The organism is Pseudarthrobacter sp. NamB4 (genome assembly GCF_005796185.1).
Lineage (GTDB): Bacteria > Actinomycetota > Actinomycetes > Actinomycetales > Micrococcaceae > Arthrobacter.
Map to the genome: position 1 here is coordinate 148,101 of NZ_VAHM01000007.1, position 16,152 is coordinate 164,252.

A 16,152-nucleotide genomic window follows, 5' to 3' on the forward strand; every position below is an offset into this window, starting at 1 on the left:
GACCGGCTATCCGAACATATCTACGAACACCCTAGCAAGGGGCCAGGACGTTCAGCGTGCGCGGCGCGCCTTTGCTTCCGCCTCAGCCCATGCCCGTTGAGCAGGTGTCAGGGATGAACTCCCTGGACCGGTGGTCGCGACGGCGGCACCGCTGCCGGCCCGCCAGGCGTGGGTGATGGCGAGGGCGAGGGCATCGGCGGCGTCAGCGGGACGCGGCGGCGCATCCAGGCGAAGGATCTTGGTGACGAGCTTGGTCACCGCATCCTTGTTGGAGGATCCACTGCCCGTAACGGCAGCCTTGACCTCCGACGGCGTGTGGAGCGCCACCGGGATCCCCCGGCGGGCGGCCGCTGCGATCACCACGCCCGAGGCCTGCGCCACACCCATGACGGTACTCACGTTCAGCTGGGAAAAGACGCGCTCGACGGCGAGGACCTGCGGTTCGTACCTGTCCAGCCACTCATCGATCGAGGACGCGATGACCAGCAACCGCTGGTCCAGGGTTTCATCGGGCGACGTTCCCACCACACCCACGGCCACCATGGTGGCCCGCCTGTTCCGTTCAACATCGACCACGCCGATCCCGCACCGGGTCAGGCCCGGGTCCACCCCGAGGACTCGCAGCGTCACAGCTGTGCGCGTTGGACGGGCAGGCGGAGCGTCACTCAGCTTCCAGGGCAGCCTGGACGTCGTCGCTGAGGTCGGCGTTGCTGTAGACGTTCTGGACGTCGTCGAGGTCTTCGAGGGCGTCAGCGAGCTTCAGGAACTTGCGGGCGCCGTCGACGTCGAGTTCAACCTGCATGGACGGAACGAACTCCACCTCGTCGGTGTCGTATTCGATGCCGGCTTCCTTGAGCGCCTCCCGAATGGCGGGAAGATCGCCCGGCTCCGAGTGGATTTCGAACGTGTCGCCGTTGTCCTTCACTTCCTCGGCTCCCGCTTCCAGCACGGCCATCAGGACGTCGTCCTCGCTGAGGCCGTTCTTGGGCAGGTTGACAACGCCCTTGCGGGTGAAGAGGTAGCTGACGGAGCCGGGATCGGCGATGGTACCGCCGTTGCGGGAGATGGCCAGGCGGACCTCGGAAGCGGCGCGGTTCTTGTTGTCCGTGAGGCATTCGATCAGCAGTGCGGAACCCTGGGGACCGCGGGCTTCGTACATGATCTCGGTGTAGTCGACCACTTCGCCGGTGAGGCCGGCGCCGCGCTTGATGGCGCGGTCGATGTTGTCATTGGGAACCGAGGTCTTCTTCGCCTTGGTGACTGCCAGTTCCAGGCCCGGGTTGCCGGCCAGGTCCGGTCCGCCCATGCGGGCGGCGACTTCGATGTTCTTGATCAGTTTGGCGAAAGACTTGGCGCGGCGGCTGTCAATGATCGCCTTCTTGTGCTTGGTCGTCGCCCATTTGGAGTGGCCTGACATGCTTTACGCTTCCCCTCTGATCATGCGGATAAAAAGTTCATGTACGCGTTTTTCCCCGGTCACTTCCGGATGGAAGGAGGTGGCCAGCAGGCGGCCGGAACGCACTGCAACAATTCTAGCCGTCCCGGGCAGCGCAGCCGCGTTGGACGCATGCTCCGGGTCCGCCGGTTCCACCTGGGCCAGGACTTCGACGCCGGACCCCACGCGCTCCACCCAGGGCCCGCGGATGAACACTGCATGGACGGGCGGGACGCCGTCTTCGGTGGCGCTGAACCCAAGGCCCTTGAACTTTAGGTCCGTCTCGAAGGACTCGCGCTGGCGGCCGAAGGCGTTGCGCCGGACGGTGATGTCCAGCCCGCCGAATGTCTGCTGGGGCGCTCCCGACAGGTCAGTGGCGGGATCCGCAATGTCCTCGGCCAAAAGGATCATCCCGGCGCAGGAGCCATAAACAGGCAGCCCTTCGCGGATCCGTTCACGCAGCGGCTCCGCCAGTTCGAAGGCCCGTGCCAGCTTGTCGATGGCCGTGGACTCGCCGCCGGGAATGACAAGCCCGTCCAGCCCGTCCAGCTCCTTGGACCGGCGGATGCCCACTGCCTCGGCACCGGTCGCTTCGATAGCGCGGAGGTGTTCACGGAAGTCGCCCTGAAGCGCCAGAACGCCGATCCGGAGGCCAGCGCCGGGGCGCGCAGAATCAGCTGAAAGGGATTGTGCCATCCATCCAGCATAAGGGCCGGAGGGGTCGCGGCCGTCCCGCCGGGACGTCCCGGTCGGGGGTTGCATGCCCTTGCTGGGATATATTCAAAGCATGGTCTTCTTCAGTGTTCCGCTCGGCAAGCTGGTCCGCCGGGTGTCCCGGCTCCGGGGCGGCGGGTCCGCGCTGCCCGGGCTGGTGGTCGAGAAAATCGACCCTGGTTTCATGCGGCGGACGCTCACCACCCTCCCCCATGGCGTCGCCGTGGTCAGCGGCACCAACGGCAAGACCACCACCACCAAAATGGTGGTGGAACTGCTGGAAAGCCAGGGCTTGAAGGTCTTCACCAACCGCACCGGCAGCAACTTCACCCGCGGTGTTGCCGCCGCCTTGCTGGGCGAGGTGGACTGGCGCGGCCGGCTGGATGCCGACGTCGCGGTGCTTGAACTCGACGAAGCCCACGCTGTGCACTTCGTCAACAGCGTCCCGCCGCGCTACTGCCTCCTGCTGAACGTCCTGCGGGACCAACTGGACCGCTTTGGCGAGATCGACAAGACCGCGCAGCTGCTCCAGCACATCGCAGCCAAGACCACCGGCACCGTGGTGCTGAACCGGGAAGATCCCAGGGTTGCCCGGATCGCTGAGACCCTCACCGGCCAGGAGGTCAAATACTTCGGCCTGGACGATTCGCTGCTGAGCACCTTCCCGAACGACGACGACATGCGCGCGGCTCCGGGCAGCCCCGCTCCGGCGGACCTTCCGGAAAAGCCGGCAGCCGACGTCGTACTCCGCGCGGTGGGCGCGGATTCAGCGGAGTTTGAGTACGACGGCGCCAGGGTCACCACGGCGATGAAGCTGCGCGGCGTCTACAACATCTTTAACGCAGCCGCGGCGCTGACGCTTGCCCGCAGCATCTGCGGCGGAGGGGCCGCTGACGCGGACCACGAAACGCTGCTGCAGGCCCTCTCCCAGGTGGCGCCCGCCTTCGGCCGCGGCGAAAGCCTCACCGTGGACGGTCAGCCGCTGGACCTGGTGCTGGTCAAGAATCCGAGCGGTTTCCGCCTGGGGCTGAAGTCTTTCCCCGCCGGCGGCTACGCCACGATGATCGCCATCAACGATAACTATGCTGACGGCCGCGACATGTCCTGGCTGTGGGACGTCGAATTCGACTCCCTGCGCGAGGGCGGGGTGGACCAGCTCACCGGTTCGCGCGCTTACGACATGGCCCTTCGCCTGCAGTACGACGACGTCCGGATCGGTGCGGTGGACACCGAGATTGCCCCGGCATTGGCTGCCTTCATCAGGGAAGCGCAGGGAAAGCCGAAACGCATTTTCTGCACGTACACAGCCATGCTGGCCATCCGGCGCGAGCTGTCCAAAATCACAAGGGTGGAGGTTGTCTCTTGAGCCAAGCAGGTGCGGGGTTCGCAGAGGAGAGCAAGGGCACCATCAAGGTGGCCCAGCTGTATCCGCGCGACATGAACATTTACGGCGACTGGGGAAACGCCCTGGTGCTCCAGCGCCGGATCGGCTGGCATGGGTATACCCCTGAGCTGGTTGAGTACAACGTGGGGGATGAGTTTCCTGAGGACGTGGACATCATCGTGGGCGGTGGCGGCCAGGACAGCGGCCAACTGGTCATCCAGGACGACCTGCAGGCGCGGGCAGGGGTGCTGAAGGACCTGGCCGAGGACGGCGCCCCGATGTTGCTGATTTGCGGCCTGTACCAGCTTTTCGGACGTTTCTTCGAAACCCGGACTGGAGCCGTCATCCCCGGCATCGGCGTCCTGGACGTGGAGACGCATGGAACGGACGAGCGCCTGATCGGAAACGTCAAAGTCTCCACCCCTGAGTTCGGTGAAGTCCTGGGTTACGAAAACCACAGCGGGCAGACCACTTTGGGCAGTGGCGTCCGGCCCCTGGGCACCGTACCGAAGGGCACCGGCAACAACAGCAGTGACGGCCACGAAGGAGCACGGTACCGGAATATCGTGGCGAGCTACCTGCACGGATCGCTGCTTCCAAAGAACCCTGCCATCGCGGATTTCCTGATCCGGACGGCAGCGGAACGCAAGTACGGCACCTTCGTGCCAGGCAACCCGGACGACCGCTACGCTGAACTCGCCCGGGAACACGCCGCACGCCGTCCCCGATGAAGGTCCGGAGCTGGACTGCGCGTCAGCGTTCGCGCGTCACCAGGAGCTCATGGGCGCCGGCGGCAGCTGCGCCCATCGATTCCAGCACGCCTATGGTCCGCTGCCTGGTGGCGGCGTCCGCCTCCGGGCCGGTGCAGGTTCCCTGCGGCACGTCAGAGGCGACCGAACACCAGCGGTAGGGATCCCGGACCATCACTGACGGCGCCCAGGCGAGGTCCGTCGTGGACCATCTGCCCGCAGAGTCCTGGCCGAACTGTACCCGGACCAGCAGGCCTTCATTGTTTACGACGTGCCGGGGCGAGAGCTCCGTAACGCCGTTGCCCAGCCCGTAGACAATCCACGTGCCTTTGTAGTTTTCGATGGGCAGCACGGAATGGGTGTGGTGGCCGTAAACCAGGTTGAACTGTCCGCTGTCCACCAGGGCGTGCGCCACCTCCTGCTGCTGGGCGTTGGGCGCACTGGCATATTCGTCGCCCGCGTGCATGGCCGCCAGCACGATGTCTGCCCCCAGCGATCGGGCCTTCTCCGCCTTGGCGATCATTGCCGGGGCGTCCAGCATGTCCACCTGCCAGGGGTGGTCCGGCACCAGACCGTTGAGTCCGTAGGTTGCTTGGATGAGGGCGACCTTCGCCGCGGGCGTCTGCAGGATCAGCACCCCCTGCGACTCGGTTTCAGTGCGGTAGGAACCGGTGTGCTTAAGGCCGGCGGCGTCCAACTGGTCGAGGGTGCGCAGCAGCCCGTCCGTCCCGCGGTCGATGGTGTGGTTGCTGGCCGTTGTACAGGCCTGGTACCCCACCGCCTTTATTGCGGTGATGATCTGCGGCGGAACGTTGAAGGACGGATAGGCCGAGAACGGTCCCTCCGGTCCCGCCACCGGCGTCTCCTGGTGGCAAATGGCCAGGTCGCTGTTGTCGATGTACCTCCGCTGGCCTTCCAGGAGCGGTACGAAGTCCCATCCCGGCTTGCCCGCGGCTGCCGCGTCCTGCTCCGCCTGCTGCCACAGCTGGGCATGAACGAGCATGTCGCCCGTGACCAGTACAGAGGTACAACGCAACACAGGGCAGGCGGGGCCTTTCCCGGGGGTGGGGGTGGGCGTGGGAGCCGGGGTGGAGGCGGAAGGCTGAGCCGCACTGCCGGTGGGTGCGGCACTGGCGGAGACTGACGCCGTCGGGCGCCGCGCTGCATCATCCTGCTCAGCGGCCAGGCCACAGCCGCCCAGCGCAGCTGCCAGCAGCAACGCGGAGACGGCGGCGGGACAATGCGCCGGACCCCCACCGGATCTGTTCCCCATAGGGGCAATTGTAGAGAGGGCAGCGTGGCGTGGCACACATTGAGAAGCGTGGCATGCTGTGAAAGGTTGTAAGTCATGACCAACCCTCTTTTGGTGCCCAGTCCCCTGCCGTACGGACTGCCGCCCTTCGCTGAGATTGAGACCGCACACTTCGAAGAAGCCATCGAGGCGGGCTTGGCGGCGCACCTTGAAGAGATCCAGGCCATCGTAGATGATCCATCCCCTGCCACCTTTGAAAACACCGCGCTGGCGATGGAGCGGTCCGGACGGCTGCTGGAGAGGGCAGCGGCCCCGTTCTTCACGCTGGTCTCCGCTGATGCTTCCGACCCCATCAGGGACCTTGAAACGAAACTCTCCCCGCTGTTCTCTGCCCACCAGGACGAGGTGTTCCTCAACCGGGGGCTTTTCGAGCGCTTCGCCTCAATTGATACCGCAGGATGCGACGCCGAGTCCGCGCGCCTGGTGGAGGAATACCTCAAGGAGTTCCGGCAGTCCGGTATCCAGCTCGACGCAGCGGGCCAGGAAAGGCTCAGGGCGATCAACGCCGAGCTGGCCCGGCTGGGTACTGAATTTGGCCAGCGGGTCAAGGAAGGGATGAAGTCGGCGGCACTGCTGCTGGATGACGCTGCGGAGCTGGCGGGCCTGGCGCCGGATGACATTGCCGGTGCTGCCGAGGCTGCCCGCGCGGCCGGGCATGACGGAAAGTTCCTGCTGACCCTCATCCAGCCCAGCAACCAGCCGGCCCTGTCTGTCCTGGAAGACCGCGGAGTCCGCCGTCGGCTGTTCAAAGCGTCGGTGGCCAGAGGCAGCGGCGGCGGAAGCCTTGATGTGCTGGACCTGGCCACGTCGATGGGCCGGCTCCGCGCGGAAAAGGCAGTTCTGCTCGGCTTCGCCAACTACGCCGAGCTGGTGGTGGACCGGCAGACCGCTCCGGACTTCGAGTCCGTGCAATCAATGCTCAACAGGATGGCACCGGCAGCGGTCCGCAACGCTGAGGCCGAGGCCGCAGCCCTGGCAGAGGTCGCAGGGCATCCGCTGGAGGCCTGGGACTGGGCCTTCTACTCTGCGAAGGTCCGGCGCGAGAAGTACGACGTGGACGAGCAGGCCCTTCGCCCCTACTTCGAGCTGGACCGGGTGTTGGAGGACGGCGTTTTCTTTGCGGCCAAGTCCCTCTACGGCATTACCTTTCACGAGCGGCAGGACCTGGTTGGGTACCACCCGGACGTGCGCGTCTGGGAGGTCCGGGATGAGGACGGCATGGGACTGGGCCTGTTTTTGGGCGACTATTACACCCGGGAGTCAAAGCGGGGCGGCGCCTGGATGAACTCCCTGGTGGAGCAGTCTGCGCTGCTGGGCACCAAACCGGTGGTCATCAATAACCTGAATATCTCGAAGCCGCCTGCAGGCGAACCTACCCTCCTGACGCTGGACGAACTGCGCACCACCTTCCATGAGTTCGGCCACGCCCTGCACGGCCTGTTTTCGAACGTAACCTACCCGCGGTTTTCGGGCACGTCGGTCCCCAGGGATTTCGTTGAGTACCCGTCCCAGGTCAACGAGATGTGGATTATGTGGCCCGAGGTGCTGGCCAATTATGCCCGCCACCATGCCACGGGTGAGCCGCTGCCGGAGGAGGTTGTCCGGAAACTGAACGCGTCGCGGCTGTGGGGCGAGGGTTTTGCCACCACGGAGTACCTCGGCGCTGCCCTGCTGGATCTTGCGTGGCATGTGCTTGAGCCCAGCGAAGTTCCGGAGGACGCCCTGGAGTTCGAGGCAAAGGCCCTCGCCGCGGCAGGAATCGCCCATCCCCTGATCCCGCCCAGGTACAGGACCGGCTACTTCCAGCACGTCTTCGCCGGCGCGGGGTACGCCGCCGGCTACTACTCCTATATCTGGAGCGAGGTCCTGGACGCCGAGACCGTCGACTGGTTCACTGAAAACGGCGGCCTCGCCCGTGCCAACGGTGAACGCTTCCGTCAGGAGCTCCTCAGCCGAGGCAACAGCCGTGACCCCTTGGAGTCCTTCCGCAAGCTCCGCGGCCGGGAAGCACAACTAGGGCCCCTCCTGAAGCGCCGCGGCCTTGAGTAAAGCGCGGTACCCCTTACCCCACCCCACTTAAAGAAGTACGACGCCAGTCCCCCACCCAAAAAGGGCGAGAAACCGGCGTCGTACATACTGCTTGGAGACAATCGCGCCTAACTCTCTTGGCTTAATAAGAGAGACTGCAGAGGCTCCATCAACGAGGCGCCCTGGCGCCGAGTTTATGGAGAAGTGCCCCAGCGCTACCAGCCGCGTTCGGCCAGGCGGTGCGGCTGGGGGATCTCGTCGACGTTGATGCCCACCATGGCTTCGCCCAGGCCGCGGGAGGCCTTGGCGATGACGTCCGGGTCGTCGAAGAAGGTGGTGGCCTTCACGACGGCGGCCGCGCGCTGGGCCGGGTTGCCGGACTTGAAGATGCCGGAGCCGACGAACACGCCGTCGGCACCGAGCTGCATCATCATGGCAGCGTCAGCCGGGGTGGCGATGCCGCCGGCGGTGAACAGTACCACGGGAAGCTTGCCGGCAGCGGCGACTTCCTTGACCAGTTCGTACGGGGCCTGCAGTTCCTTGGCCGCCACGTACAGCTCGTCCTCGGGCAGGGCTGCGAGCTTGGCGATCTCGGAGCGGATCTGGCGCATGTGCCCGGTGGCGTTGGAGACATCACCGGTACCGGCCTCGCCCTTGGAGCGGATCATTGCCGCGCCCTCGTTGATGCGGCGCAGGGCCTCACCAAGGTTGGTGGCACCGCACACGAACGGAACGGTGAAGTTCCACTTGTCGATGTGGTTCACGTAGTCGGCCGGGGTGAGGACCTCGGACTCGTCAATGTAGTCCACGCCCAGGGACTGCAGGACCTGGGCCTCGACGAAGTGGCCGATCCGGGCCTTGGCCATGACCGGGATGGACACGGCGTCGATGATCTGGTCGATCATGTCGGGATCGGACATGCGGGACACGCCGCCCTGGGCCCGGATATCGGCCGGAACGCGTTCCAGCGCCATTACAGCAACGGCACCGGCATCCTCGGCGATGCGGGCCTGTTCGACGTTGACGACGTCCATGATGACGCCGCCCTTGAGCATCTCAGCCATGCCCCGCTTCACGCGGCTGCTGCCCGTGACGCTGTTCGCGGACGAACCGGCCTCGCTGCTTACATCAGGTGTAGACACAAAAACCCCTATGGGTAGATAGATGACCTTCGCCGGGCGTGCAGGCGGCATGCAGATGCCGGACTGTGCACACACGGATTGCCGGATCCATTGACCGGGCAGTCCTAATACTAGTCCCCTCGCGCCCGGCCGGCTTAATCTCGCTTAATCGGCCGGTGACGGCTCCGCCAAGGCCTGCCGCCGCACGGACACGACGCGCTGGATGACCGTGACCAAGCTGGCCAGGGCAAGCAGGACCAGGGTCACCAGGAGCACCACCGGCGGGAGTCCCATGCCGATGAGTCCTGTGACCACCAGGACGGAGACAAGCCGCTCCGCCCGTTCGGCAATGCCGATGTTGGCGGTGAAGCCCAGCGATTCGGCTTTGGCCCTGGCATAGGAAACCACCATTCCCAGCACCAGGCAGACCATGGCTGCGACGGCGATGGGAACGTTGGCGCCGCCGGTGAAGAACCAGACGGCGAGCCCGGCGAACAGGGCGCCGTCGGCGATTCGGTCCAGGGTTGAGTCGAGGAAGTTCCCCCAACGGCTTTTCACGTCCTGCATCCTGGCCATGATGCCGTCGAGCACGTCGGAGAAGATGAAGGCGGTGATGAACAGCGTTCCCCACAGCAGCTGCCCCAGTGGATAGAAAACCAGGGCACCCACCACCACTCCGGCGGTGCCGATGACCGTCACAGCGTCAGGGGAAACACCGATCCGGAGAAGCCAGCGGGCCAACGGGGTAAACAGTGCGGTGAAGAAACCGCGGGCGTGCCTATTCAGCATCCGTCTCCCCAGGCCAGGCGTCGGCCACCTGCTGTCGGACCTCGTCCAGCGTCTGCGTGATGGCCTTGGTCTGGGCGATGATGGGGAAGAAGTTCCCGTCGCCGCCCCAGCGCGGAACGACGTGCTGGTGCAGGTGCGCGGCGATGCCTGCGCCGCCCACCACGCCCTGGTTCATTCCCAGGTTGAAGCCGCCCGGATTGGCCACTTTCCGCAGGACCCGCATTGCCGTCTGCGTGAGGTCGGCGAACTCCAGGGTTTCATCGGCCGTCAGGTCGGTGTAGTCCGGAACGTGCCGGTACGGGCACACCAGGAGGTGGCCGGGATTGTAGGGAAACAGGTTAAGCACCACGTAGCAGGTCTTTCCGCGGTGAACGATGAGGGCTTCCTCGTCCGTCCTTGCCGGGCCGACGCAGAACGGGCAATCGTCCTCATTCTTGAACTGGTGCTGCCCGCCCTTGATGTACGCCAGGCGGTGCGGAGTCCACAGGCGCTGGAAGGCGTCCGGGACACCGGCGAGGTCAAAGTCGTCGGTAACGCCGGCATCCCCTGGATACCCTGCGCCTGTGTTCTCCTGCACCGTGCTTTTCCGTTTCCGCTAGCTGGTCCGGTTACGGACGGCTTCCGTGATCCGCTTGACCGCCTCTGCCACCGGCACCCCGTTGTCCTGGCTTCCATCACGGAAGCGGAAGGAGACAGCGCCTGCCTCGGCGTCGTCGCCACCGGCGATCAATACGAACGGGATCTTGTCCTTGCTGGCAGTACGGATCTTCTTCGGGAACCTGTCGGAAGAAATGTCCACCTCGGCACGGATACCGGCGGCCTTCAGCCGGTCCACAACGTCGAACATGTACTCGTTGAAGGTCTCCGCCACCGGGATGCCCACCACCTGGACGGGAGCGAGCCAGGCAGGGAAGGCGCCGGCGTAGTGCTCCGTGAGCACGCCCATGAACCGCTCCACGGACCCGAAAAGCGCCCGGTGGATCATCACGGGACGCTGGCGGCTCCCGTCAGCGGCCTGGAATTCGAGCTCGAAGCGTTCGGGCAGGTTGAAGTCCAGCTGGATAGTGGACATCTGCCAGGTGCGTCCCAGTGCGTCCTTGGCCTGCACGGAGATCTTGGGGCCGTAGAAGGCTGCTCCGCCCGGATCCGGCACGAGCTCCAGCCCTGACTCCTGCGCCACCTCGGCGAGGGTCCTGGTGGCTTCCTCCCAGGTGGCGTCGTCGCCCACGTACTTCTCAGGGTCCTTGGTGGACAGTTCCAGGTAGAAGTCGTTAAGTCCGTAATCCTTAAGCAGGTCCAGGACGAAAGTGAGTGTCTTGGTGAGCTCGTCCTTCATCTGCTCGCGGGTGCAGTAGATGTGGGCGTCGTCCTGTGTCATGCCGCGCACGCGGGTGAGCCCGTGCACCACGCCCGACTTCTCGTACCGGTAAACAGAGCCGAACTCGAAGAGGCGCAGGGGCAGTTCGCGGTAGGAGCGTCCGCGGGAACGGAAGATCAGGTTGTGCATCGGGCAGTTCATCGGCTTCAGGTAGTAGTCCTGGCCGGGCTTACGCACAGTGCCGTCCTCGTTGAGTTCGGCATCAACGTGCATCGCCGGGAACATGCCGTCCCGGTACCAGTCAAGGTGGCCTGAAACCTCGTAGAGGTGGCCCTTGGTGATGTGGGGGGTGTAGACGAACTCGTAGCCGGCTTCGACGTGGCGCTGCCGGGAGTAGTCCTCCATCTCCTTGCGGATGATGCCGCCCTTGGGGTGGAACACCGGCAGGCCTGAGCCGAGCTCGTCCGGGAAGGAGAACAGGTCCAGCTCGGAGCCAAGCTTGCGGTGGTCACGCCGTTCTGCCTCGGCGATCCGCTCCTGGTAGGCCTTGAGGGCCTCCTTGGTGGGCCAGGCAGTGCCGTAAATCCGCTGCAGCTGCTGGTTTTTCTGGTTGCCCAGCCAGTAGGCGGAGGATGAGCGGGTCAGGGCGAAGGCGTTGGAGATGAGCTTGGTATTGGGCAGGTGGGGCCCGCGGCAGAGGTCGCACCATACTGCGGTTCCGTCCTTGCGCTCCACGTTGTCGTAGATGGTGATGTCGCCGGCACCGACCTCGACATTGACGCCTTCACCGGCCTCAGCGACGTCGTTCTTCTTGCCCAGGAGTTCGAGCTTGTAGGGCTCGTTCTTCATGGCTTCGCGGGCTTCATCCTCATTCACCACGCGGCGGACGAACTTCTGGTTCTGGTTAATGATCTTCTGCATCATCTTCTCGAGGGTTTTGAGGTCCTCGGGAGTGAACGGCTCAGCAACGTCGAAATCGAAGTAGAAACCGTCGGTGATGTACGGGCCGATGCCCAGCTTGGCGTCCGGCCGCAGCTGCTGCACAGCCTGGGCCATGACATGGGCGGTTGAGTGCCGGAGCACGTTCAGTCCATCAGGGGAATCGATGGTAACGCCCTCAACCTCTGCGCCTTCCGGCAGCTCCTGGTCCAGGTCCTTCAGCTCGCCGTTGACGCGGGCCACAACAACATCACGGCGCTCAAAGAAGAGTTCCGCACCGGTTGTCCCGGTAGTCACCTTGGTCTCTTCGCCATCGACGAGAAGGGTGATCTGCTGGGCATCTGACACGGGTGTCTCCTATTCAAAGTTAAGGCTTCATAGCTTGTGGCGTACGGGGACCACAGCCAGCCATCGTCAATGCTATCGGTTCCGTTCGGGCCCGACCAACGCGGCACACGGGTGGATCAGCCGCTGAATCCGGTAATGGCAAGGCTCCTGGTGATTCCGTCGAGGGGGTGAGCGCCCACGGGTTCCTGCGGCTGGGAATCCTTGAAAGGCAGGGTATCCGTTTGGCTCAGGTCCCAGGCCATGCTCGCGCTGAGGCTGATCCCCCGCGGTCCTGTCCGCCGGGTAGTGCCACAGATCAGCAGCAGCCGGGTGCCAAACAGGAGCATTCCGGCCTTTTCCTGCGCCTCGTGGAAGAAGACGGAATCGATGCAGCCTGTGCCGTCGTCGATGCTGATGAAAACCACCCTCCTGCCGCCGCGCATGGGTGGCGTCTGGGTTGCCACGCGCACCCCGGCCACCAACACCTCGGTTCCGTTGCGCAGGTTCAGGAGTTTGTCCGCCGTGGTGACTCCAAGCCTGTTGAGCATGGGCCGGTGGCTGTCCATCAGATGACTGCTGACGTCAACCGCCATCAGGTCAAGCTCGGCACGGACATTGTCCACCAGCGAAGGTGCCGGCAACCCGGGTTTGACGTTGCGCAGCTCAACATCACCCAGCGGCAGGGACAGCTGACCCTCAATGACCTCCACTCCCTTCCGCCCATTGCCGGAAACCTGGAGCTTCTGCAGATGATGGACCAGATCGGCCCGGTTGGCAGTCCCTCCTGCTTCCCGGTGCAGTGAGTCAAAAGCCCCCAGTTGGGCAAGCCGCCTGATACTGGGCTTGCTGATTCTTGATCTTGCCCTGAGGTCAGCCAGAGAGTCGTAGGGCTGGCCGGCAACAATCCGCTTCAGCTCCGTTGCCGACAATCCGTAAATGCCTTTCAGGCTCAGCCTGATACCAAGCTTTCCAGCGTCCCGGCCTTCCTCAATCCGCTCCACCCGGTATTCAGCCTTGCTGCGGTTGATGTCCAAGGGCAGGATCGGAATGCCGAGGCGCCGGGCTTCCGCCACCAGCAGCCGTTTGGGGTACATGCCCGGATCGTGCTCCCACAGCCCGGCAAGGAAAGCCTCAGGGTGGTGCGCCTTCAGCCAGGCGGACTGGTAGGTGGGCACGGCAAAAGCGGCACCATGCGCTTTGCAGAACCCGAAGCTGGCAAAGGACTTCAAAGTGTCCCAGACCTTGTCCACGACGTCAGGCAAAAAACCCTTCGCTTTGGCCCCCCGACGGAAAAACTCCTCAACCTGGGACTCCCCCACTTCATTGCTCAAAGCCCTGCGGAACTCATCCGCTTTTGCCAGCCCACACCCGGTCATGACGTCGAGGGTCCTCAGGATCTGTTCATGGAAAACAGTCACCCCGTGGGTTTCCTTCAGCACCGGCTTCAGCAGGGGATGCGGGTAGACCTCGGGGGAAAAACCGTGCCGGTGTTCCAAAAAGGGCCGGACCATGTCCGACTTCATGGGCCCTGGTCGGAACAGCGAAATATCGATAATGAGGTCGTTGAACTCCCTGGGGGCCATCTTGCCGATCAGTTCACGCTGGCCGGGGGATTCGATCTGGAAGCAGCCCAGCGTATGGGTGCTCCTGATGAGTTCAAAGGTGGCTTCGTCATCCAGGGGGACGGCATTGAGGTCGATGTGTCCGTTGTCAGCAATGTAGTCCGGTCCGGCCCCGTCCGGGCCGGGCGAATGCCTGCCGGCAGCCACCACTTCCTTTTTTGAGGGATGGATGCGGATGATTTCCCGGACGGCAAAGGCCATGGCGCTTTGCATCCTGACACCCAGGACGTCGAGCTTGAGCATGCCCATGGGGTCCATGTCGTGCTTGTCGAACTGGCTCATGGGCAGGCCCAGTCCGCTGGGCTGCACAGGAGTGCGGTCCAGGAGGGTTGCATCGCCCAGGATTACCCCGCAGGGATGCATCGAGATGTGGCGGGGCAGCCTGTCCAGGCGTTCCGTCAGGTCAACCAGCAGGTCGAGTTGCTGGTTTCCGTGCACGTCCCGCTGTTCCACCCGGCCGGCAAATTCCCGGAGTTCGGGTTTCTCCTGGAGTGCCTCGCGGAACTTCCGCGCCGAAAACCGCCACAGCTGCTTGGCAATCTCCCCGACCTCGCCGTTGTCCATGCCCAGCGCCATCCCGGCATCCCGGACGGCTCCCCTGGCACGGTAGCCATTCTGCATGCTCATCAACGTGACCCGTTCGGCACCGAAGCGTTCAAAGATGCGGTGGTAGACGTTGTGCCGCTCAGCGCTTTCAACGTCGATGTCGATGTCCGGAAGGGTTGCACGGTCCTGCGACAGGAAGCGTTCGAAGATCAGGTCATGCTGCAGGGGGTTCACATGGCTGACATCCATCAGATAGTTGACCAGGCTTGAGGCACCGGATCCCCTGGCTGCTGCCCGCACGCCCATCTCCTGGATCATGCGTGATACTTCTGCAACGGTCAGGAAGTAGGAGGAAAAGCCAAGATTCCTGATGATGCCTAGTTCGTGGTCCAGCCGGGCAAGCATGGTTGTGGCCTCAGCACCCCTGATACCCGGGAACCTCCTGTCGACTCCAGCCTGGCAGCGCTGGACCAGTTCAACGTGCGGATCCTGGCTGATCCCGACGACAGAAGCTTCAGGCACCACCGGCTGCTTCCATCCCATATCGGAGACCGGATCAATACGGCAAAGGTCCGCGAGCGCCTCGGTCTGTGCCATTAGCTGTTTGAGGTCAGCGGCGCCATAACCTGCCGCAGCAATAATTTCCTTACCGAGCCGGAGCATCTCATCCGGGGATTTCAGCCAACCCTGGCCAGTGGGCTGGAGCAGGGGTTCACCGGCAAGTTCAGGGAGGGATTTCAGGGTGCGGGCTGAGTCGAGCACATCGGCGGTGGGTGCCCCGTCTGCAGCGCAGTACCTGACGGCGTTGGTCAGGATGGCCGGAATATGGTGCTCTTCGGCCAGCTTCAGCATGCGGACAGCGTGGGCTGTGCTTAAAGGCTTCCCTGGTGCGCTGAGCTGGGAAACAGTCTCGGCTACCAGCGTTCCTGCCGGCATGGCCTCCAGCCATCGCTTGAAAAGGGTCCGGGGACGAAGGTAGCGACGCCCTCCCATGGCCCTGCCGACGTCGGAATCGGGCCCGATCAGGACTGTCAAAACGGGCTTCAGGGTTTGCGGGTCAAGGGTACGGGACGCAAGTTCGGCCCGGGTGACAGCCACCGGAACCGCTCCCCCGGACTTGCCTGTGGTGCGGGCATGGGCATCGGAGACCAGGCGGCAGAGGGCACGGTAACCTGCCCCGTTGTTGTTGCCCCGCGCCAGCACCACCACCCTGCCTGCCAGCTGGGTGCGGTGGTGGCCGTCGTCGTCAAATACCGCGAGGTCTACCCCCACAATGGGGTCGATACCCACCTCCATGCAGGCCTTCAGGTGCTTGATGGTTCCATACAGGCCGTCCCTGTCAGTGCAGGCGAGCGCAGTTGCACCGTCGGCGGCTGCGGCCTGGGCCAGTTCTTCGGGCCAGGAGACTCCATAGTGGGCGCTGAAGGCAGTGGAAACGTGAAGATGGGTGAAGCTCATGCTGTTCTTGGCCGTAGTGCGTCATGGATCCGCAGGAGCCGCCAGCGGCCGCTGCGGATATGCCGGGTGAGGTCAAGGGTCAGGGGCTCATCAGCCACGCCATCATCCCGCCCGGTCTGGAACGGGACAACCTGGACGCGCCAAATTTCGTGGTCAACAAGTCCGGGACCGCTGCCCAGCGGTGCCCTGCTTTCTTCTGCCCACCACTGCCGGCGTTCATACCATCGGGCAGGTTCAGCGCAGACTGAATAGGACCTTCCTGCCCATGCCAGGCTTTGGGGCTGCCCCTCAGAATTGCAGACGACATCCACGGATTCAGTGAACATTCCCATGGCGCCTCCCGGATTTGGTCCTCAAAGTATTCGAATACTTGTTCGAATGGTTCCAGTCTAACGCGCCTGAACGCGTAA

The 16,152-nt window shown here is 64.1% G+C and carries 13 protein-coding genes; 3 read left to right on the forward strand and 10 right to left on the reverse strand.

The window, feature by feature from the left end; all coding sequences use genetic code 11:
• Positions 1 to 51: 51 nt before the first annotated feature.
• Genes ruvC through pdxT form a run of 3 tightly spaced genes read right to left on the reverse strand, consistent with a single transcriptional unit; the run spans position 52 to position 2,131 of the window.
• Complete coding sequence (gene ruvC, locus FDW81_RS08890; RefSeq protein ID WP_104998081.1) at positions 52 to 630, reverse strand: crossover junction endodeoxyribonuclease RuvC; 579 nt, start codon at positions 628 to 630, stop codon at positions 52 to 54.
• Between the two features lie 31 nt (positions 631 to 661).
• On the reverse strand, positions 662 to 1,417 hold the full coding sequence (locus FDW81_RS08895) for a YebC/PmpR family DNA-binding transcriptional regulator (protein WP_138133823.1): 756 nt from the start codon (positions 1,415 to 1,417) through the stop codon (positions 662 to 664).
• A gap of 3 nt (positions 1,418 to 1,420) precedes the next feature.
• Positions 1,421 to 2,131 carry a pyridoxal 5'-phosphate synthase glutaminase subunit PdxT gene (gene pdxT, locus FDW81_RS08900; protein WP_138133824.1) on the reverse strand — a complete coding sequence of 237 codons (711 nt, stop codon included), beginning with the start codon at positions 2,129 to 2,131 and terminating at the stop codon, positions 1,421 to 1,423.
• Between the two features lie 91 nt (positions 2,132 to 2,222).
• On the opposite strand from pdxT, the gene FDW81_RS08905 reads away from it, so the two are divergent.
• On the forward strand, positions 2,223 to 3,515 hold the full coding sequence (locus tag FDW81_RS08905; RefSeq protein ID WP_171027148.1) for a Mur ligase family protein: 1,293 nt from the start codon (positions 2,223 to 2,225) through the stop codon (positions 3,513 to 3,515).
• Entirely contained in the window at positions 3,512 to 4,264 is a 753-nt protein-coding gene (locus FDW81_RS08910; RefSeq protein ID WP_138133826.1) for a type 1 glutamine amidotransferase, read from the forward strand. Before FDW81_RS08905 ends, FDW81_RS08910 begins: the two co-directional genes overlap by 4 nt.
• A gap of 22 nt (positions 4,265 to 4,286) precedes the next feature.
• Here FDW81_RS08910 and FDW81_RS08915 read toward each other — a convergent pair whose 3' ends face one another.
• Positions 4,287 to 5,555: a CapA family protein gene (locus FDW81_RS08915; protein WP_171027149.1), complete on the reverse strand. Its 1,269-nt coding sequence runs from the start codon at positions 5,553 to 5,555 to the stop codon at positions 4,287 to 4,289.
• A 75-nt stretch (positions 5,556 to 5,630) separates the two neighbouring features.
• Here FDW81_RS08915 and FDW81_RS08920 point away from each other — a divergent pair, with 75 nt between their 5' ends.
• Positions 5,631 to 7,643 carry a M3 family metallopeptidase gene (locus FDW81_RS08920; protein WP_138133827.1) on the forward strand — a complete coding sequence of 671 codons (2,013 nt, stop codon included), beginning with the start codon at positions 5,631 to 5,633 and terminating at the stop codon, positions 7,641 to 7,643.
• Between the two features lie 194 nt (positions 7,644 to 7,837).
• On the opposite strand, the gene pdxS is transcribed toward FDW81_RS08920, so the two are convergent.
• From pdxS to FDW81_RS08950, 6 genes are all read right to left on the reverse strand, one after another.
• Positions 7,838 to 8,764, reverse strand: coding sequence for a pyridoxal 5'-phosphate synthase lyase subunit PdxS (pdxS, locus tag FDW81_RS08925; RefSeq protein WP_138133828.1), 927 nt, complete (start codon positions 8,762 to 8,764; stop codon positions 7,838 to 7,840).
• Positions 8,765 to 8,908: 144 nt separating this feature from the next.
• Complete coding sequence (gene pgsA, locus FDW81_RS08930; RefSeq protein ID WP_138133829.1) at positions 8,909 to 9,532, reverse strand: phosphatidylinositol phosphate synthase; 624 nt, start codon at positions 9,530 to 9,532, stop codon at positions 8,909 to 8,911.
• Positions 9,522 to 10,109, reverse strand: coding sequence for an HIT domain-containing protein (locus FDW81_RS08935; protein ID WP_138133830.1), 588 nt, complete (start codon positions 10,107 to 10,109; stop codon positions 9,522 to 9,524). The genes pgsA and FDW81_RS08935 overlap by 11 nt, the downstream gene beginning before the upstream one ends.
• 18 nt (positions 10,110 to 10,127) lie before the next feature.
• On the reverse strand, positions 10,128 to 12,137 hold the full coding sequence (gene thrS / locus FDW81_RS08940; RefSeq protein WP_138133831.1) for a threonine--tRNA ligase: 2,010 nt from the start codon (positions 12,135 to 12,137) through the stop codon (positions 10,128 to 10,130).
• 116 nt (positions 12,138 to 12,253) lie between these two features.
• On the reverse strand, positions 12,254 to 15,742 hold the full coding sequence (locus FDW81_RS08945; protein WP_138133832.1) for a DNA polymerase III subunit alpha: 3,489 nt from the start codon (positions 15,740 to 15,742) through the stop codon (positions 12,254 to 12,256).
• On the reverse strand, positions 15,739 to 16,074 hold the full coding sequence (locus tag FDW81_RS08950; RefSeq protein WP_138133833.1) for a DUF6504 family protein: 336 nt from the start codon (positions 16,072 to 16,074) through the stop codon (positions 15,739 to 15,741). The genes FDW81_RS08945 and FDW81_RS08950 overlap by 4 nt, the downstream gene beginning before the upstream one ends.
• Between the last annotated feature and the right edge of the window lie 78 nt (positions 16,075 to 16,152).